This is a genomic window from Streptomyces afghaniensis (genome assembly GCF_044327915.1).
Lineage (GTDB): Bacteria > Actinomycetota > Actinomycetes > Streptomycetales > Streptomycetaceae > Streptomyces > Streptomyces afghaniensis.
In genome coordinates, this window is the sequence record NZ_JBIRGJ010000001.1 from 116054 (window position 1) to 138023 (window position 21970).

17 protein-coding genes and 1 riboswitch are annotated in these 21970 nt (G+C 71.7%); of the genes, 10 read left to right on the top strand and 7 right to left on the bottom strand.

Annotation, left to right across the window (positions count from 1 at the left end):
• Positions 1 to 241: 241 nt before the first annotated feature.
• A complete protein-coding gene (locus ACH4G3_RS00480) occupies positions 242 to 799 on the bottom strand; it encodes a DUF6082 family protein (RefSeq protein ID WP_397622360.1) in 558 nt (185 codons plus the stop codon).
• Between the two features lie 321 nt (positions 800 to 1120).
• On the opposite strand from ACH4G3_RS00480, the gene ACH4G3_RS00485 reads away from it, so the two are divergent.
• Complete coding sequence (locus tag ACH4G3_RS00485; RefSeq protein ID WP_397622361.1) at positions 1121 to 2179, top strand: CobW family GTP-binding protein; 1059 nt, start codon at positions 1121 to 1123, stop codon at positions 2177 to 2179.
• A gap of 19 nt (positions 2180 to 2198) precedes the next feature.
• On the opposite strand, the gene ACH4G3_RS00490 is transcribed toward ACH4G3_RS00485, so the two are convergent.
• A complete protein-coding gene (locus ACH4G3_RS00490) occupies positions 2199 to 4655 on the bottom strand; it encodes a DNA gyrase/topoisomerase IV subunit A (RefSeq protein WP_397622362.1) in 2457 nt (818 codons plus the stop codon).
• Positions 4656 to 5049: 394 nt separating this feature from the next.
• On the opposite strand from ACH4G3_RS00490, the gene ACH4G3_RS00495 reads away from it, so the two are divergent.
• The 4 genes from ACH4G3_RS00495 to ACH4G3_RS00510 all read left to right on the top strand — a co-directional run bounded on the left by ACH4G3_RS00495 (position 5050) and on the right by ACH4G3_RS00510 (position 9876).
• Positions 5050 to 6447, top strand: a complete 1398-nt coding sequence (locus ACH4G3_RS00495) for a M16 family metallopeptidase (RefSeq protein ID WP_397622363.1) — start codon at positions 5050 to 5052, stop codon at positions 6445 to 6447.
• Positions 6444 to 7832, top strand: a complete 1389-nt coding sequence (locus ACH4G3_RS00500; RefSeq protein ID WP_397622364.1) for a M16 family metallopeptidase — start codon at positions 6444 to 6446, stop codon at positions 7830 to 7832. Before ACH4G3_RS00495 ends, ACH4G3_RS00500 begins: the two co-directional genes overlap by 4 nt.
• Before the next feature lie 192 nt (positions 7833 to 8024).
• Positions 8025 to 8189: riboswitch (cyclic di-AMP (ydaO/yuaA leader) on the top strand.
• 13 nt (positions 8190 to 8202) lie between these two features.
• Positions 8203 to 8991, top strand: a complete 789-nt coding sequence (locus tag ACH4G3_RS00505) for a M23 family metallopeptidase (RefSeq protein ID WP_354745729.1) — start codon at positions 8203 to 8205, stop codon at positions 8989 to 8991.
• Between the two features lie 189 nt (positions 8992 to 9180).
• The gene (locus tag ACH4G3_RS00510) at positions 9181 to 9876 is read left to right on the top strand and encodes a GntR family transcriptional regulator (RefSeq protein WP_086559469.1); all 696 of its coding nucleotides are present in this window, start codon (positions 9181 to 9183) and stop codon (positions 9874 to 9876) included.
• 192 nt (positions 9877 to 10068) lie between these two features.
• Here ACH4G3_RS00510 and ACH4G3_RS00515 read toward each other — a convergent pair whose 3' ends face one another.
• Entirely contained in the window at positions 10069 to 10350 is a 282-nt protein-coding gene (locus tag ACH4G3_RS00515) for an HPr family phosphocarrier protein (RefSeq protein ID WP_184565564.1), read from the bottom strand.
• A gap of 177 nt (positions 10351 to 10527) precedes the next feature.
• Here ACH4G3_RS00515 and ACH4G3_RS00520 point away from each other — a divergent pair, with 177 nt between their 5' ends.
• Genes ACH4G3_RS00520 through ACH4G3_RS00535 form a run of 4 tightly spaced genes read left to right on the top strand, consistent with a single transcriptional unit; the run spans position 10528 to position 15891 of the window.
• Positions 10528 to 13350, top strand: a complete 2823-nt coding sequence (locus ACH4G3_RS00520; protein ID WP_397622365.1) for a bifunctional acetate--CoA ligase family protein/GNAT family N-acetyltransferase — start codon at positions 10528 to 10530, stop codon at positions 13348 to 13350.
• 42 nt (positions 13351 to 13392) lie between these two features.
• Positions 13393 to 13989 carry a DUF5998 family protein gene (locus ACH4G3_RS00525; protein WP_020270574.1) on the top strand — a complete coding sequence of 199 codons (597 nt, stop codon included), beginning with the start codon at positions 13393 to 13395 and terminating at the stop codon, positions 13987 to 13989.
• The gene (locus ACH4G3_RS00530) at positions 13989 to 15185 is read left to right on the top strand and encodes an alkaline phosphatase family protein (protein ID WP_397622366.1); all 1197 of its coding nucleotides are present in this window, start codon (positions 13989 to 13991) and stop codon (positions 15183 to 15185) included. The genes ACH4G3_RS00525 and ACH4G3_RS00530 overlap by 1 nt, the downstream gene beginning before the upstream one ends.
• A 55-nt stretch (positions 15186 to 15240) precedes the next feature.
• Positions 15241 to 15891 carry a thymidine kinase gene (locus ACH4G3_RS00535; RefSeq protein ID WP_397622367.1) on the top strand — a complete coding sequence of 217 codons (651 nt, stop codon included), beginning with the start codon at positions 15241 to 15243 and terminating at the stop codon, positions 15889 to 15891.
• Between the two features lie 43 nt (positions 15892 to 15934).
• Here the strand turns inward: ACH4G3_RS00535 and ACH4G3_RS00540 are convergent, their stop codons facing one another.
• Entirely contained in the window at positions 15935 to 16738 is an 804-nt protein-coding gene (locus ACH4G3_RS00540) for a VOC family protein (protein WP_397622368.1), read from the bottom strand.
• A 251-nt stretch (positions 16739 to 16989) separates the two neighbouring features.
• Between ACH4G3_RS00540 and ACH4G3_RS00545 the strand changes: the two genes are divergently transcribed.
• Positions 16990 to 17841, top strand: coding sequence for a sulfurtransferase (locus ACH4G3_RS00545; RefSeq protein WP_397622369.1), 852 nt, complete (start codon positions 16990 to 16992; stop codon positions 17839 to 17841).
• A gap of 110 nt (positions 17842 to 17951) precedes the next feature.
• Here ACH4G3_RS00545 and sepH read toward each other — a convergent pair whose 3' ends face one another.
• The 3 genes from sepH to ACH4G3_RS00560 all read right to left on the bottom strand — a co-directional run bounded on the left by sepH (position 17952) and on the right by ACH4G3_RS00560 (position 21894).
• Positions 17952 to 18986, bottom strand: coding sequence for a septation protein SepH (gene sepH / locus ACH4G3_RS00550; protein ID WP_020270569.1), 1035 nt, complete (start codon positions 18984 to 18986; stop codon positions 17952 to 17954).
• Between the two features lie 390 nt (positions 18987 to 19376).
• Entirely contained in the window at positions 19377 to 20696 is a 1320-nt protein-coding gene (locus ACH4G3_RS00555; RefSeq protein ID WP_397622370.1) for a D-arabinono-1,4-lactone oxidase, read from the bottom strand.
• The gene (locus tag ACH4G3_RS00560; RefSeq protein WP_397622371.1) at positions 20656 to 21894 is read right to left on the bottom strand and encodes an MFS transporter; all 1239 of its coding nucleotides are present in this window, start codon (positions 21892 to 21894) and stop codon (positions 20656 to 20658) included. Before ACH4G3_RS00560 ends, ACH4G3_RS00555 begins: the two co-directional genes overlap by 41 nt.
• Between the last annotated feature and the right edge of the window lie 76 nt (positions 21895 to 21970).

The window sequence follows — 21970 nt, forward strand, 5'->3', positions numbered from 1 at the left end:
CGGCCCTGTGGGGCCGCGGCCTCGACAACCGGGCGGCGTGGAGCGGCGGTTCGGCGGTGGTCGACCCGGTTCGCGGGATGCGCAGTAGTCAACCTTGTTGGCACCTGGGGAAACGCGCCGATTTATGGGTTCGTTACCGCCCAGTCGTGTGATGCGTTCAGGAGAGTGATCCCGGAGGTACGGCGCTTACGGCCGAGGCCCGGTCACCAGGGGGTCTCCGCGGAGATCCCTCACAAGCCCCCTACTCGCCCGGCGGTTCCCCGACCACCCACCACTCGTCGGTGTCCGCCTCCTCCAACTGCGCGAGCAGATCATCGACCATGTGTCCGAGTCTGGCCTCCTCGGAGGAGTCGGCGAGGGTCGCCCGATGCGGGCGGGAGGCGTACCAGTACTCCCTGAAGACGGGGTTCTGAAGCATGCTCCGGGCGAAGCCGAAGAACTCCTCCCGGCTCATGTTGCCCATGCGGTGGTAGGACAGGGCGTTCGTGTAGAGGGCATTGGCGAAGAGGAACTGGCGGAGTTTCCTGGGCGAGACGGTCCCGTCGTACGCGTCCAGCACCTCGGCCAGCTCCGGATCGTCCATCGCCTTGCTCAGCAACTCCCAGTGCAGGCGCTGCTGGTGGGCGATGTTGGTCCGGCGCTGTGACTGCGCGGCCTCTTCCAGGTGCTCGATCCGTGTACGCAACGCATGGAGCGTCGGCCGCCGCGCGGCCATGGCGACGGCGGCGCCCGCCGCCACGACGATCCCTGCCGAGGCGGCGGCACCCAGCCCCCGAAAGCTCAAATTCCGTGTGCCCATGTCAACCCCCGATTCAGGCGGACGTCCGCCGGTCGTCGGTATGCGGGTCGACTGGAGGGGACCGGCGAGCGGTGGGCGGCGCTTGCCGTCTCCCAGAGTGCCGAGCGGCTCTGATCGGCGGGGAGGCGGAGAGGAGGCGCACGGAGGGAAGCGAGGGTCGCACAAACCGGCGCCATGCCCAACGTCTGCCCCGTGAGTGCTGCTAACAATCGTTCACTTCGCTGCGATTCCCACGGCTCGTATCCTGGGGCGTCATCCCATCCTCGTACGTGTGCCGGGAACGCGAGCCGGTGCACGCGTCGGCGTGAGAGAGGTCGCACGGTGAGCCTGCCGAGCCCGGAACCGCAGCAGATCCCGGTCGTCGTCCTGGCCGGATTCCTAGGCTCGGGAAAGACCACACTGCTCAACCACCTCCTCCACCACAGCGGCGGCAGCCGTATCGGCGCCCTCGTCAACGACTTCGGGGCCATCGAGATCGACGCGATGGCCGTGGCGGGAGCACTCGGCGACTCGACGGTCTCGCTCGGCAACGGCTGTCTGTGCTGTGCCGTCGACGCGAGCGAGCTGGACCAGTACCTGGAACGGCTCGCGGAACCCTCCCTCGGCATCGACGTCATCGTCATCGAGGCGAGCGGGCTGGCCGAGCCGCAGGAACTCGTACGGATGGTGCTCGCCAGCGAGCTCCCGGGGATCGTGTACGGCGGGCTCGTCGAGGTCGTCGACGCCGCCGAGTTCGACGACACCCGGTCCAGGCATCCCGAGATCGACCGGCATCTCGCGCTGGCCGATCTCGTCGTGGTCAACAAACTCGACCGGGCGGCGGACGGCGAACGCGTCCTCGGACTGGTCCGCTCCCTCGTCGACCGCGCCGCCGTCGTCCCGGCCTCCTACGGCCGGATCGACCCCGAGTTCCTCTTCGACTGCCGGCCCAGCGAGGAACGCATCGGACAGCTGTCCTTCGACGACCTGCACGAGCACGGCACCGACGACCACGCCGAGCACCTGCACAACACCTACGACAGCCTGTCGTTCGTCTCGGAGGAGCCCCTCGACCCGCGCCGGCTGATGGAGTTCTTCGACAGCCGGCCCGAAGGGCTGTACCGGATCAAGGGCTACGTCGACTTCGGGCCGTACGACACCCGCAACCGCTACGCCGTCCACGCCGTCGGGCGGTTCCTGCGCTTCTACCCGGAGCCCTGGCCGGCCGGCGGCGAACGCCTCACCCAGCTGGTCCTCATCGGCTCCGGCATCGACGCCACCGCCCTCGGCAAGGAACTCGGCGCGTGCAGGAGCGACGCCCCACACGCCGACGAGCACGGCATGTGGGGCGTCCTGAGGTACGTACGGAGTCCGGGGGAGGACCTGCAAGAGCCTGCCTGAGGCCCTCCGCCACCGGGCTCTAGACCGGCCCCGCCACCACGGCCACCGTCTTCGCCAGGGACACACCCGAGCCGTCACGCCGCGGGTCCATCTCCGGGAGGTCGGCCGGTGTGCCGTTCTTCTGCGCCGCGAGGGCCGGGGCCGGGCCCGCCCAGGCCAGGGACAGGCAGTCCTCGCCCTTGAGGAACCGCTGGCAGCGGACGCCGCCGGTGGCGCGGCCCTTGCGCGGGTACTGGTCGAACGGGGTCAACTTGGCCGTCGTCTGCACGGAGTCGTCCAGCGTGCCCCGCGAGCCGGCGACGGTGAAGACCACGGCGTCCACCGCCGGGTCCACCGCGGTGAAGGAGATGACCTTCGCGCCGTCGGAGAGCTTGATGCCGGCCACGCCGCCGGCCGGGCGGCCCTGCGGGCGGACCTGGGACGCCTGGAAGCGCAGCAGCTGGGCGTCGTCGGTGATGAAGACCAGGTCCTCCTCGCCGGTGCGCAGCTCGGCCGCGCCGACGATGCGGTCACCCTCCTTGAGGGTGATCACCTCCAGCTCCTCCTTGTGGGACGGATAGTCCGGCACCACCCGCTTGACCACGCCCTGCGCCGTGCCGAGCGCCAGGCCCGGCGACGACTCGTCGAGCGTCGTCAGGCAGACCACCGTCTCGTCGTCCTCCAGGGAGACGAACTCAGCCAGCGGGGCGCCTCCCGCGAGGTTCGGTGTCGGCATCGACTCCGGGAGCTGGGGCAGGTCGATCACGTTCAGCCGCAGCAGCCGGCCCGCGGAGGTGACGGCCCCCACCTCGCCGCGGGCGGTGGCGGGCACCGCCGAGACGATCACGTCGTGCTTCACGCGCTTGGCGCCGGCGTCCTCCGGGAACGGCTCGCCGTTCGCCGTACGGGCCAGCAGACCGGTCGAGGACAGCAGCACCCGGCACGGGTCGTCGGCCACCTGGAGCGGCACCGTGGCGACCGGGGCACCACCCGACTCCAGCAGGACCGTCCGCCGGTCGGTGCCGAACTTCTTGGCGACGGTGGCCAGTTCGGTGGAGACCAGCTTGCGCAGCTCTGTGTCCGAGTCGAGGATCCGGGTCAGTTCCTCGATCTCCGCGTTGAGCCGGTCCTTCTCGGTCTCCAGCTCGATGCGGTCGTACTTGGTCAGGCGGCGCAGCGGCGTGTCGAGGATGTACTGCGTCTGTACCTCGCTCAGCGAGAACTGCTCCATCAGGCGCTGCTTCGCCTGTGCGGAGTTCTCGCTGGAGCGGATGAGGCGGATGACCTCGTCGATGTCCAGCAGGGCCGTCAGCAGACCCTCGACCAGGTGCAGCCGGTCGCGCTTCTTGGTGCGGCGGAACTCCGAACGCCGCCGCACGACCGTGAAGCGGTGGTCGAGATAGACCTCCAGCAGCTCCTTCAGACCCAGTGTGAGCGGCTGGCCGTCGACCAGGGCGACGTTGTTGATGCCGAAGGACTCCTCCATCGGCGTCAGCTTGTACAGCTGCTCCAGGACCGCCTCCGGCACGAAGCCGTTCTTGATCTCGATGACCAGGCGCAGACCGTGCTCGCGGTCGGTGAGATCCTTGACGTCGGCGATGCCCTGGAGCTTCTTCGAGCCCACCAGGTCCTTGATCTTGGCGATCACCTTCTCCGGGCCGACCGTGAAGGGCAGCTCGGTGACCACGAGGCCCTTGCGGCGGGCCGTCACGGCCTCCACGGCCACCGTGGCGCGCATCTTGAACGAGCCGCGGCCCGTCTCGTACGCGTCCCGGATGCCGGACAGGCCGACGATGCGGCCGCCGGTGGGCAGGTCGGGGCCCGGGACGTGCTTCATCAGGGCGTCGAGATCGGCGTTCGGGTACCTGATCAGGTGGCGGGCGGCGGCGATCACCTCGCGCAGGTTGTGCGGCGGCATGTTCGTGGCCATACCGACCGCGATGCCCGAGGCGCCGTTGACCAGGAGGTTCGGGAAGGCGGCCGGCAGCGCCACCGGTTCCCGCTCCTGACCGTCGTAGTTCGGGTTGAAGTCGACGGTGTCCTCGTCGATGGACTCCGTCATCAGGCTCGTCGCCTCGGCCATCCGGCACTCGGTGTACCGCATGGCGGCCGGCGGGTCGTCGTTGCCCAGCGAGCCGAAGTTGCCATGGCCGTCGACCAGGGGCACACGCATCGAGAAGGGCTGGGCCATGCGCACCAGGGCGTCGTAGATCGACGAGTCGCCGTGCGGGTGCAGCTTGCCCATCACCTCGCCGACCACGCGGGCGCACTTGACGTACCCGCGCTCGGGGCGCAGGCCCATCTCGTTCATCTGGTAGACGATGCGGCGGTGCACCGGCTTGAGGCCGTCGCGCGCGTCGGGCAGGGCGCGGGAGTAGATGACCGAGTACGCGTACTCGAGGAAGGAGCCCTGCATCTCGTCGACGACGTCGATGTCGAGGATTCTCTCCTCGTACGAGTCGTCGGGCGGCGGGGTCTTCGTGCTGCGGCGGGCCATCGCTGCCGGCTCCTTGCTGAAGCGTTGAACGAGATCTGACGCCGACCATTGTGGACCGCCGCACTGACAACCGGGACCAGGGCCCGGTCCACGGCCTCCCCGGCAGGGGTTCGGACGCGGGCCGCGGGCGCCGCTCGCCGGGCCTGGGCGGCGGTCGGGACGCTGTCGGCGGACCGCAGCGGGCCGGCCGGTCCGAGGTCTCTCGCCGGTCTTCCGCCGGCCCCGGGCCAGGCACGATGTCACCACCGCGCACGGTCCCCGGACGCTTCCCCCTCTCGCTCTGGGCGTACGCCCCCCGGGAACTTCACCAGGGCCCCGCACGCTTGCATACAGTGGCAGGACTCGCCAGGAAAACCGCGGTTCGAACGACCGCGCCGCGATCGAAGGGACGTACATGCCCATGGGTCACACGGCCACAGCCCAGGCAGGCTCCGGGGGCCTGACAGCGACCGAGCACCGCCTGGCCAACGGCCTGCGCGTGGTGCTCTCCGAGGACCACCTGACCCCGGTCGCGGCGGTGTGCCTCTGGTACGACGTCGGCTCGCGCCACGAAGTCAAGGGGCGTACCGGCCTGGCTCACCTTTTCGAGCACTTGATGTTCCAGGGTTCCGCCCAGGTGAAGGGCAACGGCCACTTCGAGCTCGTCCAGGGCGCGGGCGGCTCGCTGAACGGCACCACCAGCTTCGAGCGGACCAACTATTTCGAGACCATGCCCGCCCACCAGCTGGAGCTCGCCCTCTGGCTGGAGGCCGACCGCATGGGCTCCCTGCTGGCAGCGCTCGACGACGAGTCGATGGAGAACCAGCGGGACGTCGTCAAGAACGAGCGCCGGCAGCGCTACGACAACGTCCCCTACGGCACCGCCTTCGAGAAGCTGACCGCCCTCGCCTATCCGGAGGGCCACCCTTACCACCACACCCCGATCGGCTCGATGGCCGACCTGGACGCAGCCACCCTGGAGGACGCGCGCGCGTTCTTCCGCACCTACTACGCGCCGAACAACGCCGTGCTCTCCGTCGTCGGCGACATCGACCCGGAGCAGACCCTGGCCTGGATCGAGAAGTACTTCGGCTCCATTCCCGGCCACGACGGCAAGCCCGCGCCCCGGGACGGCGTGCTGCCGGAGATCATCGGCGAGCAGCTGCGCGAGGTCGTCGAGGAGGAGGTCCCGGCGCGTGCCCTGATGGCCGCCTACCGGCTGCCGCACGACGGCACGCGCGCGTGCGACGCGGCCGACCTGGCCCTCACCGTCCTCGGCGGCGGCGAGTCCTCCCGCCTGTACAACCGTCTCGTGCGGCGGGACCGTACGGCCGTGGCGGCCGGCTTCGGCCTGCTGCGGCTCGCCGGGGCGCCCTCCCTGGGGTGGCTGGACGTGAAGACGTCCGGTGACGTGGAGGTCCCGGTCATCGAGTCCGCCATCGACGAGGAGCTCGCCCGGTTCGCCGAGGACGGCCCCACGGCCGAGGAGATGGAGCGCGCCCAGGCCCAGTTGGAGCGCGAGTGGCTGGACCGGCTCGGCACGGTCGCCGGCCGCGCCGACGAACTGTGCCGGTACGCCGTGCTGTTCGGCGACCCCCAGCTGGCCCTGACGGCCGTACAGCGGGTGCTGGAGGTGACGGCCGAGGAGGTCCAGGAGGTCGCCAAGGCCCGCCTGCGGCCCGACAACCGCGCGGTGCTCGTCTACGAGCCCGTCGCCGGCGAGACGGGCGACACGGAGACCGCCGAGGACGCCGACACCACCGAGGACACCGCAGCCGCGGCCCTGAACGAGAACGAGGAGGCGGCCAAGTGACCGAGCTCGCCACGATGGACTTCCACCCCCAGCCGCAGGCGGGCGAGGCCAAGCCGTGGGCCTTCCCGGCCCCCGAGCGCGGCACTCTTGGCAACGGCCTGACGGTCCTGCGCTGCCACCGCCCCGGCCAGCAGGTCGTCGCCGTGGAGGTGCTGCTGGACGCACCCCTGGACGCCGAGCCGGCCGGCCTCGACGGCGTGGCCACGATCATGGCCCGGGCCTTCTCCGAGGGCACCGACAAGCACTCCGCCGAGGACTTCGCCGCCGAGCTGGAGCGTGCCGGCGCCACCCTCGACGCACACGCCGACCACCCCGGCGTCCGGCTCAGCCTGGAGGTGCCGGCCTCCCGGCTCGCCAAGGGGCTCGGCCTGATCGCCGACGCCCTGAGGGCTCCCGCGTTCGCGGACAGCGAGGTCGAGCGGCTCGTCCGCAACCGCCTCGACGAGATCCCGCACGAGCTGGCCAACCCCTCCCGGCGCGCCGCCAAGGAGCTCTCCAAGGAGCTCTTCCCGGCAGGCTCGCGCATGTCGCGGCCCCGCCAGGGCACCGAGGAGACGGTCGCCGCGATCGACTCCGCGGCCGTACGCGCCTTCTACGAGCGGCACGTCAGGCCCGCCACGGCCACCGCCGTGGTCGTCGGCGACCTCACCGGCATCGACCTCGACGCCCTGCTGAGCGACACGCTGGGCTCCTGGACCGGATCCGCGGCCGAGCCGCACCCGGTGCCGCCGGTGACCGCCGACGACACGGGCCGGGTCGTCATCGTGGACCGCCCCGGTGCGGTCCAGACGCAGCTGCTCATCGGCCGCATCGGCCCGGACCGGCACGACCGTGTGTGGCCCGCGCAGGTGCTCGGCACGTACTGCCTCGGCGGCACCCTCACCTCCCGCCTGGACCGCGTGCTGCGCGAGGAGAAGGGCTACACCTACGGTGTGCGGGCGTTCGGCCAGGTCCTCAGGTCCGCCCCGGACGGGACCGGTGCCGCGATGCTCGCCATCACCGGCTCCGTGGACACCCCCAACACCGGCCCCGCCCTCCAGGACCTCTGGACGGTGCTGAGCACCCTCGCCGCCGGGGGACTGACCGACGCCGAGCGGGACGTCGCCGTGCAGAACCTGGTCGGTGTGGCGCCGCTGAAGTACGAGACGGCGGCGGCCGTCGCGAGCACGCTGGCCGACCAGGTCGAGCAGCACCTGCCCGACGACTACCAGGCCACGCTGTACCGGCAGCTCGCCGCGACCGGCACCGTGGAGGCCACCGCGGCGGTCGTCAGCGCCTTCCCGGTGGACCGTCTGGTGACCGTGCTCGTGGGTGACGCGGCGCAGATCAAGGGCCCGGTGGAGGCCCTGGGCATCGGCGAAGTCACGGTCGTCGCCGCCGAGTAGGGGCACGCGCGCGAGGAGCCCTGGTTGTCTTCCTAAGGCACCAGGGCTCCTTTATGCCCGAATTGGCACGGAGGTTGCCTGTCTGCCCTGTGGGATGCGCTACAAAAAGCCGGATCCGTTTGGGAATTGAAAGTGGCCCCGCTTAGCGTCGTCCGGGCTGTTCGTCAGGCAGTGCGCCGCACCCGCGGCACCGGACAGTCATCGCCGAGTCCCCGTACGGCGCGAGCCAGGGGAGCCGGGGACCCAACCGCAGTCCCTGGGGTGAATCGGACGCCCGCGCGAGCCGCGAGGGGGTCCGTAGGAGACCTTCCTGCTCCGAACCCGTCAGCTAACCCGGTAGGCGAGAAGGAAGGAAAGGACCAGGCACTCCATGGCGTTCACCCGCGCCACCGGGAAGCACCGTCGTCCCAGCAGGATCCACCGCGGCACGGCCCGCGCGGCGGGGGTCGCGGCCCTCGCCACCACCGGCGTCATCGGCACCGTGGCCGCTCCGGCCGCCTTCGCCGCCGAGCCGGCCGTCGAGCAGACCGGCCTCACCCCCGTCGTCACCATGGGCGACACCGTGGCCCAGCAGATCGACGCCCAGGCCGCGGCCCAGAAGCAGGCCGCCGAGGAGGCCGCCGCCAAGAAGAAGGCCGAGGAGGCCGCCCGCGAGCGGGCCGCCGAGGCGGCCAAGGAGGCCAAGGAGGCGGCCGAGAAGGCCCGCGAGGCCAAGGAGCGCGCCGCCCGCGAGGCCGAGCGCAAGCGCCTTAACACCTTCGTGCCCCCGATCTCCGGTTCGTACGTCTCCACCGGCTACCAGGCCAGCAGCGGCCTGTGGTCCTCCGGCAGCCACACCGGTGTCGACTTCCACGCCGCCAGCGGCACCTCCGTCCACGCGGTCGGCATGGGAGAGGTCGTCGAGGCCGGCTGGGGCGGGTCCTACGGCAACCAGATCGTGATCAAGATGAACGACGGCACGTACACCCAGTACGGCCACCTGTCGTCCATCAGCGTCTCGGTGGGCCAGCGGGTCACCCCGGGCCAGCAGATCGGCCTGTCCGGCGCGACCGGCAACGTCACCGGCCCGCATCTGCACTTCGAGGCCCGTACGAGCCCCGAGTACGGCTCCGACATCGACCCCGTCGCCTACCTCCGCTCGCACGGCGTGAGCGTCTGACGGCGTACCACTCCGCTTCCCCGAGGCCCCGGCTCCCCGAGCCGGGGCTTTCGGCGTTTGTGCCGCCCGGCTGTCCAAAAAATATCCCTGGATTCCGGTCTGCCGTCGGAAATTCCGGCTCATTGCAATAGAGTCACGGAACACGCGTCACTCGTTCGACGTTTCACGGGGATTAAACGGAGGTCGGTCATGCGCATTCCCGCGCACTCGGTGTGCACGGCCATCCGGGACGACATCGTCGCGGGTGTCTACGAACGCGGCGGCCGGCTGACCGAGGAACTCCTCGCCCGCCGCTACGGCGTCTCGCGCGTCCCCGTCCGGGAGGCCCTGCGCACCCTGGAGGCCGAGGGCTTCGTGGTGACCCGGCGGCACGCGGGCGCGTGCGTCGCCGAACCCACCGAGCAGGAGGCCGCCGACCTGCTGGAGATGCGGCTGCTGCTGGAGCCGCTCGGCGCTGCCCGCGCCGCCCAGCGCCGCACCGAGGCGCATCTGAAGGTCCTGCGCGGCCTGGTCAGGCTCGGCCAGGAGCGCGCCCGCCGGGGCAACAGCGACGACCTGCGCTCCCTGGGCGGCTGGTTCCACGAGACGCTCGCGCAGGCCTCCGGCAGCCCCGCGCTGACCTCGATGCTCACCCAGCTCCGTCACAAGATCGCCTGGATGTACACCGTGGAGGCGCCGGCCGGGCCCGTGGAGTCCTGGACCGAGCACGGCGCGATCGTGGACGCGGTGGCGCGCGGGGACAGCGAGCGCGCGCGGGCGGTCACGGCGCTGCACACCGAGCGCGCGACGGCCGCGCACCGGCTGCGTTTCGGCTCCGCCGGGGAGCGGGCCGAGCGTGTGAGGAACTCGCAACATCCCGTAAACACGGCGAGCCTGCGGCATTAACACAGGAGCCGTATACAAAGAGCAGGTAATTCGCGGGGGATTATTTCTGCTGCCCGGGAACGGGGAATTCACGACCCGTGACCGGAAATGGCGACCCGCGCCCGGGAATGGCGAAGGGCTCGCCCGATGAATTCGGACGAGCCCCTCAGGATGCACCGGACCAGGGGTACCGGATCAGGCGCGGAAGAATGCTCAGACGGTCTCGGGCAGTTCCTCGAGGCCCTCGGAGACCAGCTTCGCCAGCCGGTCCAGGGCGACGTCCGCACCCTCGGCGTCGGAGGCGAGGACGATCTCCTCACCGCCCTGGGCGCCGAGGCCGAGGACGGCCAGCATGGAGGCCGCGTTGACGGGGTTGCCGTCTGCCTTGGCGATCGTCACCGGGACGCCTGCGGCCGTGGCGGCTCGGACGAAGATGGAGGCGGGGCGGGCGTGGAGGCCCTCGGCCCAGCCGACGTTGACGCGGCGCTCAGCCATGTGTTGCTGCCCTTCGGTTTTCAGGGTTGTCTAGACCAGTTTCCCATACGTGAAGCTGCGCCGGGGCGGTCCTGACGTACCGCCCCGGGGTGCCGTCGGGTCGCGGCCTCGACCCGGCTGACGCCCTCCACAGACTGCCTCGCGCCGCTGTCGGACGCCAGACGTACTCTGGGGCCCATGCAGACCTCGCCGGACCGGCACGAGTATCCCGCCCACTGGGAAGCCGACGTGGTGCTGCGCGACGGTGGTACCGCGCGCATCCGGCCCATCACCGTTGATGACGCCGAGCGCCTGGTCAGCTTCTACGAGCAGGTCTCCGACGAGTCGAAGTACTACCGCTTCTTCGCGCCGTACCCTCGCCTGTCCGCCAAGGACGTCCACCGCTTCACGCACCACGACTTTGTGGACCGGGTGGGACTCGCGGCCACAGTCGGCGGCGAGTTCATCGCCACCGTACGCTACGACCGGATCGGCGCGGACGGAACGCCCGCGTCCGCGCCCGCCGACGAGGCCGAGGTCGCCTTCCTGGTGCAGGACGCCCACCAGGGCCGGGGCGTCGCCTCCGCTCTCCTGGAACACATCGCCGCCGTCGCCCGTGAGCGCGGCATCCGCCGCTTCGCCGCCGAGGTGCTGCCCGCCAACAACAAAATGATCAAGGTGTTCACGGACGCCGGGTACACCCAGAAACGCAGCTTCGAGGACGGCGTCGTCCGTCTGGAGTTCGACCTCGAACCCACCGACCGCTCCCTCGCCGTCCAGTACGCGCGCGAGCACCGCGCCGAGGCCCGGTCCGTGCAGCGGCTGCTCGCCCCCGGCTCGGTCGCCGTCATCGGAGCCGGGCGCACCCCGGGCGGCGTGGGCCGCAGCGTCCTCGGCAACATCCGCGACGCCGGGTACACCGGCCGCCTCTACGCCGTGAACAGGGCACTCCCCGAGGGACAGAAGGAGCTCGACGGGGTGCCCGCACACCGCTCGGTGCGGGACATCGACGGCCCGGTCGACCTCGCGGTCGTCGCCGTGCCGGCCGAGCACGTGCCCGAGGTCGTCACCGAGTGCGGCGAACACGGCGTGCAGGGGCTGGTCGTGGTCTCCGCCGGATACGCCGAGAGCGGCACCGAGGGGCGCGAACGCCAGCGCGCACTCGTGCGGCACGCGCGCACGTACGGCATGCGGATCATCGGGCCGAACGCCTTCGGCATCATCAACACCTCCCCACGGGTACGGCTCAACGCCTCCCTCGCGCCCGAGACGCCGCGCCCGGGCCGCATCGGCCTGTTCGCCCAGTCCGGCGCCATCGGCATCGCCCTGCTGTCCCGGCTGCACCGGCGCGGCGGCGGTGTCACGGGTGTGACCGGCGTCTCCACCTTCGTCTCCTCCGGAAACCGGGCCGACGTCTCCGGCAACGACGTCCTCCAGTACTGGTACGAGGACCCCGACACCGACGTCGTCCTCATGTACCTGGAGTCGATCGGCAACCCCCGCAAGTTCACCCGCCTCGCCCGCCGCACGGCCGCGGCGAAGCCACTGGTCGTGGTCCAGGGCGCCCGGCACGCGGCCGCGCCCCAGGGGCACGCCGTACGGGCGACCCGGCTGCCGCACGCCACCGTCTCCGCGCTGCTGCGGCAGGCCGGCGTCATCCGGGTCGACACCATCACCGAGCTGGTGGACGCCGGGCTGCTCCTCGCGCGCCAGCCGCTGCCGGCCGGGCCCCGGGTGGCGATCCTCGGCAACTCCGAGTCGCTCGGCCTGCTCACGTACGACGCGTGTCTGGCCGAGGGGCTGCGGCCGCACCCCCCGCAGGACCTGACCACGGCGGCCTCCGCCGCGGACTTCCACACGGCCCTGTCGCGGGCGCTGGCCGACGACCGGTGCGACGCGGTGGTCGTGACGGCCATACCGGCGGTGGGGGAGGGCTCGGTCGCGGACGCGGCCCTCGCCGACGCGCTGCGCTCCGCGGCGGCCGCCGCCCCGGCCAAGCCGGTCCTGGTGGTGCACGTGGAGCTGGGCGGCCTCGCGGAGGCGCTGTCGGCGGCGGCGAGCACGGCACCGCAGACCGGGGCGTACCATCCTCCGCACATCGCCCCTCGCCCGACATCCACCGGAGAACGACTCCCCACCGCCGAGGCTCCCGAAGGCGAGCACCTCATCCCCGCCTACCCCGCCGCCGAGCGCGCCGTGCGTGCCCTCGCCCAGGCCGTCACCTACGCGCAGTGGCGGCGCGATGCCGCCGACCCCGGCAAGGTGCCCGAGTACGAGGACATCGACGAGAAGGGCGCCGCCACACTGATCGACGGGCTCCTCGCGCGCGGGCAGGGACTCACGCTCGGCACGGAGGAGACCTGCGACCTGCTCGGCCACTACGGCATCCCCGTCCACCGGGCCCTGCCCGCCCCGACCCCCGACGCCGCCGCCGAGGCCGCCCGCACCCTCGGCTACCCCGTCGCTCTCAAGGCCACCGCCCCGCACCTGCGGCACCGCGCCGACCTGGGCGGCGTACGCCTCGACCTCGCGGACGAGGACCAACTGCGACGGTCGTACACCGAGTTGACCGAGCTGTTCGGAGCCCCGGAGGAGCTGCGCCCCGTCGTGCAGCGGATGGCGCCGCGCGGCGTGGACGTCGTCGTACGGGCCGTCATCGACCCCGCCGCCGGAGCCGTGCTCTCCTTCGGGCTCGCCGGGGCCGCCTCGCAGTTGCTCGGGGACACGGCCCACCGGCTGATCCCGGTCACCGACAAGGAGGCGACCTCGCTGGTGCGCTCGATCCGCACCGCGCCCCTGCTGTTCGGCTGGCGCGGCTCCGCACCGGCCGACACCCCTGCCCTGGAGGAACTGCTGCTGCGGGTGTCCCGGCTGGTGGACGACCACCCCGAGGTCGTCGCGGTCACCCTGGAGCCGGTGGTCGTCGCCTCGCACGGCCTGAGCGTCCTGGGCGCTTCCGTCCGCCTCGCGCCGCCGCCCGCCCGCGACGACCTCGGTCCCAGGACGCTCCCCGCGTACTGACAGGGGGCGAGCGGTGCCTCGCAGTCAGTGGTCCCCCGTAGGATGGGCGTCATGGCCAAGACCAGTACGACGACCCAGGGGCTGCGGGCGGCGATCGAGCGCAGCGGCTACTACCCGGCCCTCGTGGCCGAGGCGGTGGAGGCCGCCGTGGGCGGCGAGCCCATCAGGTCGTACCTGGTCCACCAGGAGACGACGTTCGACCAGAACGAGGTGCGGCGGCATGTGACGGTGCTCGTCCTCACCGACCACCGCTTCATCGTCAGCCACACCGACGAACAGGCCGCCGACAGCACCTCCCCGACGCCGTACGCCACGACGTCGACGGAGTCCGTGAAGATGAGCCGCATCTCGTCGATCGTGGTCAGCCGGGTGGTCGCCAACCCGGAGTCCTACAAGCCGGGCACCCTGCCCCGCGAGGTCGTCCTCACCATCGGCTGGGGCGCCGTCTCCCGCATCGACCTGGAGCCGGCCGCCTGCGGCGACCCCAACTGCGAGGCGGACCACGGCTACACCGGCAACTCGACGGCGGACGACCTCAGCCTGCGCGTCAGCGAGGCGGGGGACGGACCGGAGACCGTGCGCCAGGCACTCGCCTTCGCGCAGGCCCTCTCCGAGGCGACCGCGGACACCGCTCGCTGATGGCACACGCCAAGACGGCCTGGGACCAGCACCCCGAACCGCTCACCGTCACCTCCGCACCGGCCCCCGAGTACGGGAGCGGTTCTCTCGCCGACCTGCTGCCCACGCTGGCCGCCGGCCTGGGCGTGCCGGGCATGAGCGCCGCGATCTCCGAGCTGACCCCCGCCGACCGGAACTGCGTGTTCCTGATCGACGGCCTCGGCTGGGAGCAGCTCAGGGCGCACCCCGAGGACGCCCCCTTCATGACGTCCCTGCTCGCCACCTCGCGGGGCGGTACCGGACGCCCGCTCACCGCCGGCTACCCGGCGACCACGGCCACCTCCCTCGCCTCGGTCGGCACCGGCCTGCCGCCCGGCGTGCACGGCCTGCCCGGCTACACCGTGCGCAACCCGGACACCGGCGAGCTGATGAACCAGCTGCGCTGGCAGCCCTGGGCCCCGCCCGGCCCCTGGCAGCCGTACCCGACGGTCTTCCAGCTGGCCCACGAGGCGGGCGTGCACGCCGCGCAGGTGTCGTCGCCGACCTTCGAGAACACCCCGCTGACCAGGGTCGCGCTCAGCGGCGGAACGTTCCTCGGACGGCTGACCGGCGAGGACCGTATGGACCTGGCGGCCGAGCAACTGGCCGCGGGGGACCGCTCCCTGGTCTACACGTACTTCGCCGAGGTGGACGGCGCCGGCCACCGCTTCGGCGTCGACTCCGACACCTGGCGCGGCCAGCTCATGTACGCAGACCGCCTGGTCCAGCGCCTGGCGGAGCAACTGCCGCCGCGCAGCGCCCTCTACGTCACCGCCGACCACGGCATGATCGACGTGCCCTTCGACGAAGAGCACCGCATCGACTTCGACGAGGACTGGGAGTTGAGCGCCGGAGTCGCCCTGCTCGGCGGCGAGGGCCGCGCCCGGCACGTCTACGCGGTGCCCGGCGCCGCGAACGACGTCCTGACCTGCTGGCGCGAGGTGCTCGGCGAGCAGTTCTGGGTGGCCTCACGCGACGAGGCCATCGCGGCGGGCTGGTTCGGCCCGAAGATCGACGAACGGGTGTACGGCCGGATCGGCGACGTGGTCGCCGCCGCGCGCGACGACGTACTGCTCATCGCCTCCGAGCGGGAGCCGAAGGAGTCGGCGATGGTCGGCAACCACGGTTCGATGACCCCCGCCGAGCAGTTGGTCCCGCTGCTCGAAGTACGCTCCTGAAGCCCCGCCCCGATCTCCTACGCCTGACCTCTCGCCGAAAGGTGCTCAACTCGACATGCCCGAGCTGGTGTTCTTCTCCGGAACGATGGACTGCGGGAAGTCGACGCTGGCTCTCCAGATCGAGCACAACCGCTCGGCGCGCGGCCTGGCGGGCATGATCTTCTCGCGCGACGACCGGGCCGGCGAGGGCAAGCTGTCCTCGCGCCTCGGCCTGGTCACGGACGCGGTGGAGGTCGAGGACGGCCAGGACCTCTACGCCTACCTCGTCGACCACCTCTCGCAGGGCGGCCGCGCGGACTACGTGATCGCCGACGAGGCGCAGTTCCTCGCGCCGGAGCAGATCGACCAACTCGCGCGGGTGGTCGACGACCTGGGCCTCGACGTCTACGCCTTCGGCATCACGACCGACTTCCGCTCCAAGCTGTTCCCCGGCTCCCAGCGGCTGGTGGAACTGGCCGACCGGGTCGAGGTGCTCCAGGTCGAGGCCCTGTGCTGGTGCGGCGCCCGGGCCACGCACAACGCCCGCACGATAGGCGGTGTCATGGTCGTCGAGGGTGCCCAGGTGGTCGTCGGAGACGTCACCCACTCCGCCGACGAGGTCGGCTACGAGGTCCTGTGCCGCCGCCATCACAGGCGCCGCATGACCTCGGCGACGGCCCGCGCGGCGGCCCTGTCCCCGGACGTGCTGCCGGTGTCGTCCTCCTGACACCCGGCGGTGCCGCGCCGACTCGCGACCGACCGGCAGAGTGTCAGCGCTGCCGCTGCAGCAGCGCGAACCGCGCCCCCTCCGGGTCCGCCACCGTCGCCACCCGGCCGTGCGCCGTCCGGTGGGCCGGCTTGAGGACGTGCCCGCCCAGATGCACGAGGTGGTCCAAGGCGTCCTCGACGTCGGCGACCTGGAAGTACGTCACCCAGTGCGGGCCGCGGTCGCGGGGCAGGGCCTGCCCCAGCCCGTGGATGCCGGCGACGGGCTCGCCCCCGAGGTGCAGGGTCACGTAGTCGAAGTCGGCGGACACCACCGGCTCCTCCTGGTAGCCGAACACCGACCGGTAGAACTTGGCGACGCTCGCCGACTCGAAGGTCAGCAGCTCGTTCCAGGCGGGTGTACCGGGGACGCCCGAGACGGCCGTGCCGAGGTGCGCGGCGGCCTGCCAGACGCCGAAGACCGCACCCGAGGGGTCGGCGCAGATCGCCAGGCGGCCGGCATCGGCGGCGTCCAGCGGGCCCACGCCGATCGTGCCACCGCAGCTGCGCACCGTCTCGGCGGTCAGATCCACGTTCTCCGAGGCGAAGTAGGGGGTCCACGCGATGGGCAGATGACGGTCCGGCGGCAGTTGGCCGATGCCCGCCACCTCGTGTCCGTCGAGCAGCGCCCGTACATACGGGCCGAGTTGCCGGGGGCCCTGATGGAACTCCCAGCCGAACAGCGTTCCGTAGAACTCCTGGGTCGCGTCCGGCCCGTGCACCATCAGGCTCACCCAGCAGGGCGTGCCGGGCGCGTGCCGAGCGGGTGTTGGGCCGTTCGGGCCGGCGGACTCCCGTGCGTCGGTCATCGTCACTCTCTTCTCGGCCTCGCGGTGGGCGCGCTCTCCGCAGCCCACGTGGGTACGCCCTGTGGGGCGACGCCTGTCCGGGAGAATGCCTGATGTGCGGGGCGCTGCCCCTTGCGGCGCGCTTATCGGCACGTGTCGCTCAGCTGTACAGCATGTGCTTGTTCCCGTACACGGCGTGAGCGTCCCGGTCCGGCCGAGCAGAGTAGCCGGACCTGAACGGCTCGGCCACCCCCGTGCGCGAGGATGGAGCCATGAACGCCATCATCTCCGCATCCGACCTCGCGAGCGATCTGACGGGCGCCAACCCGCCCGTCCTGCTCGATGTCCGCTGGCAGCTCACCGTGGCCAAGGCTACCGGTGAGCCGCCGTACGACGGCCGGGCCGCATACGAGGAAGGGCACCTTCCGGGGGCCGTCTTCGTCGACCTGGACCGGGAGTTGGCCTCGGCGCCGGGGGAGGGCGGCCGGCACCCGCTGCCCGGCCTCGCGCACTTCGGTGCCGCGATGCGCCGGGCGGGCGTGTCGACCGGGACGCCGGTGGTCGTCTACGACGGTGGCCAGGGCTGGGCGGCTGCCCGGGCGTGGTGGCTGCTGCGCTGGACGGGTCACCCGGACGTGCGGGTCCTCGACGGCGGGTTGCCGGCCTGGGAGGGGCCGTTGGAGAAGACCGTGCCGACTCCGGCCGAGGGCGACTTCGTGCCCGAGCCGGGGGCGGTCGGCCTGCTCGACGCCGACGCCGCCGCGGCGTTGGCGCGGTCCGGGGTGCTGCTGGACGCGCGGGCGGGGGAGCGGTACCGGGGCGAGGTGGAGCCCATCGATCCGGTGGCCGGGCACATCCCGGGAGCGGTGTCGGCGCCCACCACGGAGAACGTGGGGGCGGACGGGTGCTTCCTGCCCGCCGAGGAACTGCGCGCGCGTTTCAGGGGGCTCGGTGTGGCCGAGGACGCGCGGGTCGGCGTGTACTGCGGGTCGGGGGTGTCCGCCGCGCATGAGGTCCTGGCGCTGGCGGTCGCGGGCATTCCGGCGGAGCTGTACGTGGGTTCGTGGTCGCAGTGGTCCTCGGACCCGGACCGGCCGGTGGCCGTGGGACCGGATCCCCAGTGACCGGGAACGAGCGGTCCTCAGCAGCCCCGGCATGAGCGATCGTCCGTGACAGGAGATGAGCGAGGGCCGTGCCCGGAAGGCGCGGCCCTCGCTCTCGTACAACCGGTCGGCTACTCCTGCTTCTTGCGCCGCGTCCCGAACACGATCTCGTCCCAGCTCGGGACGGCGGCTCTGCGGCCCGGCCGGACCCCGTCGGCCTCGGCCTGGCGGTCGGTGGCCCCGACGAGCCGGTCGCGGTGGCTGCCGACGGAGCGCGGCATGAGGACGTCCGCGTAGGCGGAACCGGCCGAGGCAGCGGGGGCCGGGGGCTCCTCCGCCTCGGGTTCTGCGACGGGTTCCTCCTCGGGCTCCGGTGCTGGGCGCTCCGGCACCACCAGGTCACCGCGGAAGCTCGGCACCGCCTCCAGCAGGCTGGTCAGCGAGTCCCGCTCGCCCGTGCTCTCCTCCACAGGCTCGGATGCCTGCGCCGGAAGGCTGGGCCGCTCACGGTCGGCGGAACGGTCCAGCGGCCGGTCGCGCGGCAGCCGGGCGATCCGCGGGACGAACGGGAAGCTGGGCTCGGGCGCGGCCAGGTCGTCGGTCTCGCCGATGAGCATGCGCGCCTCGTCGTCGACGGCCTGGACGAGCCGCCGGGGCGGGTCGTACGTCCAGCTCGCCGAGTGCGGTTCGCCGGCGACGCGGTACACCAGCAGGACTTCCCACGTGCCGTCGTCGCGGCGCCACGAGTCCCACTGGACGGTGTCCTTCTCGGCACCGCGCAGCAGCAGCCGCTCGGCCACGGCCTCGCCCAGCGGCGGACCGGAGTTCTCGCCGGGGCGGCGGACCGGGGTCTTGCGGGCCCGCTCGGCCATGAACGCACGCTCGGCGAGCACCGGACCCTCGAAGCGGCGGACCCGGTCGACGGGGATGCCGGCCAGCTGTGCGACCTCTTCCGCGGTCGCGCCGGCTCGTATACGCGCCTGGATGTCGCGGGGGCGGAGGTGGCTCTCCACCTCGATCTCGATCTGGCCGAGGCGAGGACGGTCGCCGCGCACGGCGGCGCGGAGCCGTTCGTCGATCGGAAGCGTGTACTCCGTGCTGTCCGCAGCCTTCAGCACCAGCCGTGTGCCGTCATTCGAGACGGCCACGACACGCAGTTCGGGCATGGGGACCTCCCGGGTGGTGCCTGCCGACGTCACGTGCGTCGCTGCTTCCGCTAGTCGAGTGTGGCCTGCCCGGGTGCAGCCTGCCACAACCTTGCCGAGTTGCCCGGCGTGTCGGGCGCGGGCCCTGGATCGCCGTTATGGCACGGTTACCTATTCGCAACGCTAAGTGACGAACTCTGTCACCCTGTGCAACTAGCCCCCTCCCGGCGGTCCTTAAAGGCCCCGTACACCCTGACGGGAGACCGGACCCAGGGCTCGCAACAGTACTCCATTTGGGCCACGTGCGTGGATTGGCGCGCCGTCGAACTTCTGGCAAGGGGGCGGACTCGGCCGTCCGTTGCCCGCTTTTCCCGATCTTGAACGTGGGGAACGCCACCCGCGGCGCCTCCCCTACGCTCCCAGGACCCTCCGCAAGTAGTCGTTCTGGAACCGCCGATCAGGATCGAGCCGGTCCCGCAACGCCGTGAACTCGGCGAAGCGCGGGTACACCCGGGAGAAGTACTCGGCGTCCCTGGTGTGCACCTTGCCCCAGTGCGGACGGCCCTCGTGGGCGGTGAAGATCCGTTCGGCCGCGGTGAAGTACCGCTGGTAGGGCGTGCCCTGGAACATGTGGACGGCGATGTAGGCGGTGTCCCGGCCCGAGGCGGTGGACAGCGTGATGTCGTCCGCCGGGGCGGTGCGCACCTCCACGGGGAAGCTGACCTTCAGGCCGGAGCGGTCGACCATCGTCCTCAGTTCGCGCAGCGCCTCGACGACGGCCGCACGCGGAACGGCGTACTCCATCTCCACGAAGCGCACCCGGCGCGGAGACGTGAAGACCTTGTAAGGGATGTCCGTGTACGTCCGCGCGGACAGGGCCTTGCTGGAGATCCGGGCGATCGCGGGGATCGTGGCGGGCACCGCGCGGCCGACCCAGTTGGCCACCTGGAAGACCCCGTTGGAGAGGAACTCGTCCTCGAACCAGCTCTGGAGCTGCGGCACCGGCTTCTCCGGGCCCGCGCTGCGGTTGTTGCGCTTGGTGTTGGTGCTCCCGGTGTGCGGGAACCAGTAGAACTCGAAGTGCTCGTTCTCGGCCCAGAGTTCCTCGAAGTCGGCGAGGACCCGGTCGAACGGCATCGGCTCCTCGCGGGCCGTGAGCAGGAAGACCGGCTCCACGGCGAAGGTGATCGCGGTGACGATACCCAGGGCGCCGAGGCCGATCCGGGCGGCCGCGAAGATCTCCGGGTTCTCCTTCTCAGAGCAGGTGAGGACCGAGCCGTCGGCGGTGACCAGTTCCAGGCCCTTGATCTGGGCGGCGATCGAGCCGGATTCGCGGCCCGTGCCGTGCGTGCCGGTACTGGTCGCCCCGGAGACCGTCTGCTCCATGATGTCGCCCATGTTCGTCAGCGACAGTCCCTCGCGGGCGAGGGCCATGTTGAGTCTCTTGAGCGGGGTGCCGGCCTCCACCGTGACGGTCATGGCCTCGCGGTCAATGTCGCGTATGCCGGTCAACAGTTGAGGGCGGATCAACACACCGTCCGTCGCCGCTATGGACGTGAAGGAGTGCCCGGTGCCGACGGCCTTCACCTTCAGGCCGTCCTCGGCGGCCCGCCGCACTGCGGCGGCCAGCTCGTCGACGGAGGCCGGGGTGACCTCCCGCGCGGGCCGCGCGGAGACGTTGCCGCCCCAGTTACGCCACGTGCCGTTCTTTCCGTTCGCTGTGCTGCTCAACGGAGCCTCCCCGACCCGTAGCCGGCCGCTTGAGCCGACGGAATCCGAGGAAACCCACCGCGACCGCGACGGCCCCGGCCACCACCGGAACCCCGTACCCGGCACGTGCCCCGGCCGCGTCGATCACCCAGCCGGCCGCGGAGGAGCCGAGTGCGACCCCCACCGCGAGCCCGGTGCTCACCCAGGTCATGCCCTCGGTGAGCTGCGCACGTGGTACGTGCTCTTCGATGAGGGACATCGTCGTGATCATCGTCGGAGCGATGGACAGTCCCGCAACGAACAGCGCCACGGCCAGAAACGGCAAGTTTCCGACCAGTAGGAGGGGGATCATACTCAGGGCCATGGCACACACGCCCAGCAACCACCGGCGTTCTGGCGCCCCGGCGAAGTGCAGCAGCCCGAAGACCATGCCCGCCACGCAGGAACCGGCCGCGTACAGCGCGAGGACGATGCTCGCGGCGGCCTTGTGCCCCTCCTCGTCGGCGAAGGCCACGGTGACCACGTCGACCGCCCCGAAGATCGCCCCGGTCGCCGCGAAGGTGGCCACCAGGACCTGAAGGCCCCGCGAGCGCAGGGCCGTGCCCCCGCCGCGGTGCTCGCGCGGGTGCGGCTCCGGCTCGGTGGCGCGCTGCGCGGTCAGCCAGAAGACGCCCACGGCCAGGAAACAGGCGGCGAGCAGCGGACCGGCCTCCGGGAACCAGGCCGTGGACAGGCCGATGGAGATGATCGGCCCGAAGATGAAGCACACCTCGTCCACCACGGACTCGAAGGAGTACGCGGTGTGCAGCTGCGGCGTGCCCCGGTACAGCGCCGCCCAGCGGGCCCGGATCATCGCGCCGACACTCGGCACGCAGCCGACGCCGGCGCACGCCGCGAACAGCACCCAGTCCGGCCACCCGTAGTGCGCCGCGCACAACAGGACGGCCGCCGCGGTCAGCGAGATCAGCGTCGCCGGCCGCAGCACCCGCCGCTGGCCGTACTGGTCCACCAGCCGCGAGACCTGCGGTCCGGCCACCGCCGCCGCCAGCGCGACGGTGGCCGACAGGGCACCGGCCAGGCCGTACCGTCCGGTGAGCTGGGAGACCATCGTGACGACGCCGATGCCCATCATCGACACCGGAATACGGCCGAGGAAGCCCGCGGCGGAGAAACCCTTGGAGCCGGGGGCGGCGAACAGGGCGCGGTACGGGCTGGGCACGGGGTCTCCGAAAAGGCTCAGTAAGCTGCGAACGCAGTCGACACAGATTACGCCTCGGGGTGCGCCCGACGCACCG

Coding starts and splice junctions, on each gene's coding strand:
- ACH4G3_RS00480 (WP_397622360.1), bottom strand. CDS start 799: ATGGGCACACGGAATTTGAGCTTTCGGGGGCTGGGTGCCGCCGCCTCG.
- ACH4G3_RS00490 (WP_397622362.1), bottom strand. CDS start 4,655: ATGGCCCGCCGCAGCACGAAGACCCCGCCGCCCGACGACTCGTACGAG.
- ACH4G3_RS00495 (WP_397622363.1), top strand. CDS start 5,050: ATGCCCATGGGTCACACGGCCACAGCCCAGGCAGGCTCCGGGGGCCTG.
- ACH4G3_RS00505 (WP_354745729.1), top strand. CDS start 8,203: ATGGCGTTCACCCGCGCCACCGGGAAGCACCGTCGTCCCAGCAGGATC.
- ACH4G3_RS00510 (WP_086559469.1), top strand. CDS start 9,181: ATGCGCATTCCCGCGCACTCGGTGTGCACGGCCATCCGGGACGACATC.
- ACH4G3_RS00515 (WP_184565564.1), bottom strand. CDS start 10,350: ATGGCTGAGCGCCGCGTCAACGTCGGCTGGGCCGAGGGCCTCCACGCC.
- ACH4G3_RS00520 (WP_397622365.1), top strand. CDS start 10,528: ATGCAGACCTCGCCGGACCGGCACGAGTATCCCGCCCACTGGGAAGCC.
- ACH4G3_RS00525 (WP_020270574.1), top strand. CDS start 13,393: ATGGGCGTCATGGCCAAGACCAGTACGACGACCCAGGGGCTGCGGGCG.
- ACH4G3_RS00530 (WP_397622366.1), top strand. CDS start 13,989: ATGGCACACGCCAAGACGGCCTGGGACCAGCACCCCGAACCGCTCACC.
- ACH4G3_RS00535 (WP_397622367.1), top strand. CDS start 15,241: ATGCCCGAGCTGGTGTTCTTCTCCGGAACGATGGACTGCGGGAAGTCG.
- ACH4G3_RS00540 (WP_397622368.1), bottom strand. CDS start 16,738: ATGACCGACGCACGGGAGTCCGCCGGCCCGAACGGCCCAACACCCGCT.
- ACH4G3_RS00545 (WP_397622369.1), top strand. CDS start 16,990: ATGAACGCCATCATCTCCGCATCCGACCTCGCGAGCGATCTGACGGGC.
- sepH (WP_020270569.1), bottom strand. CDS start 18,986: ATGCCCGAACTGCGTGTCGTGGCCGTCTCGAATGACGGCACACGGCTG.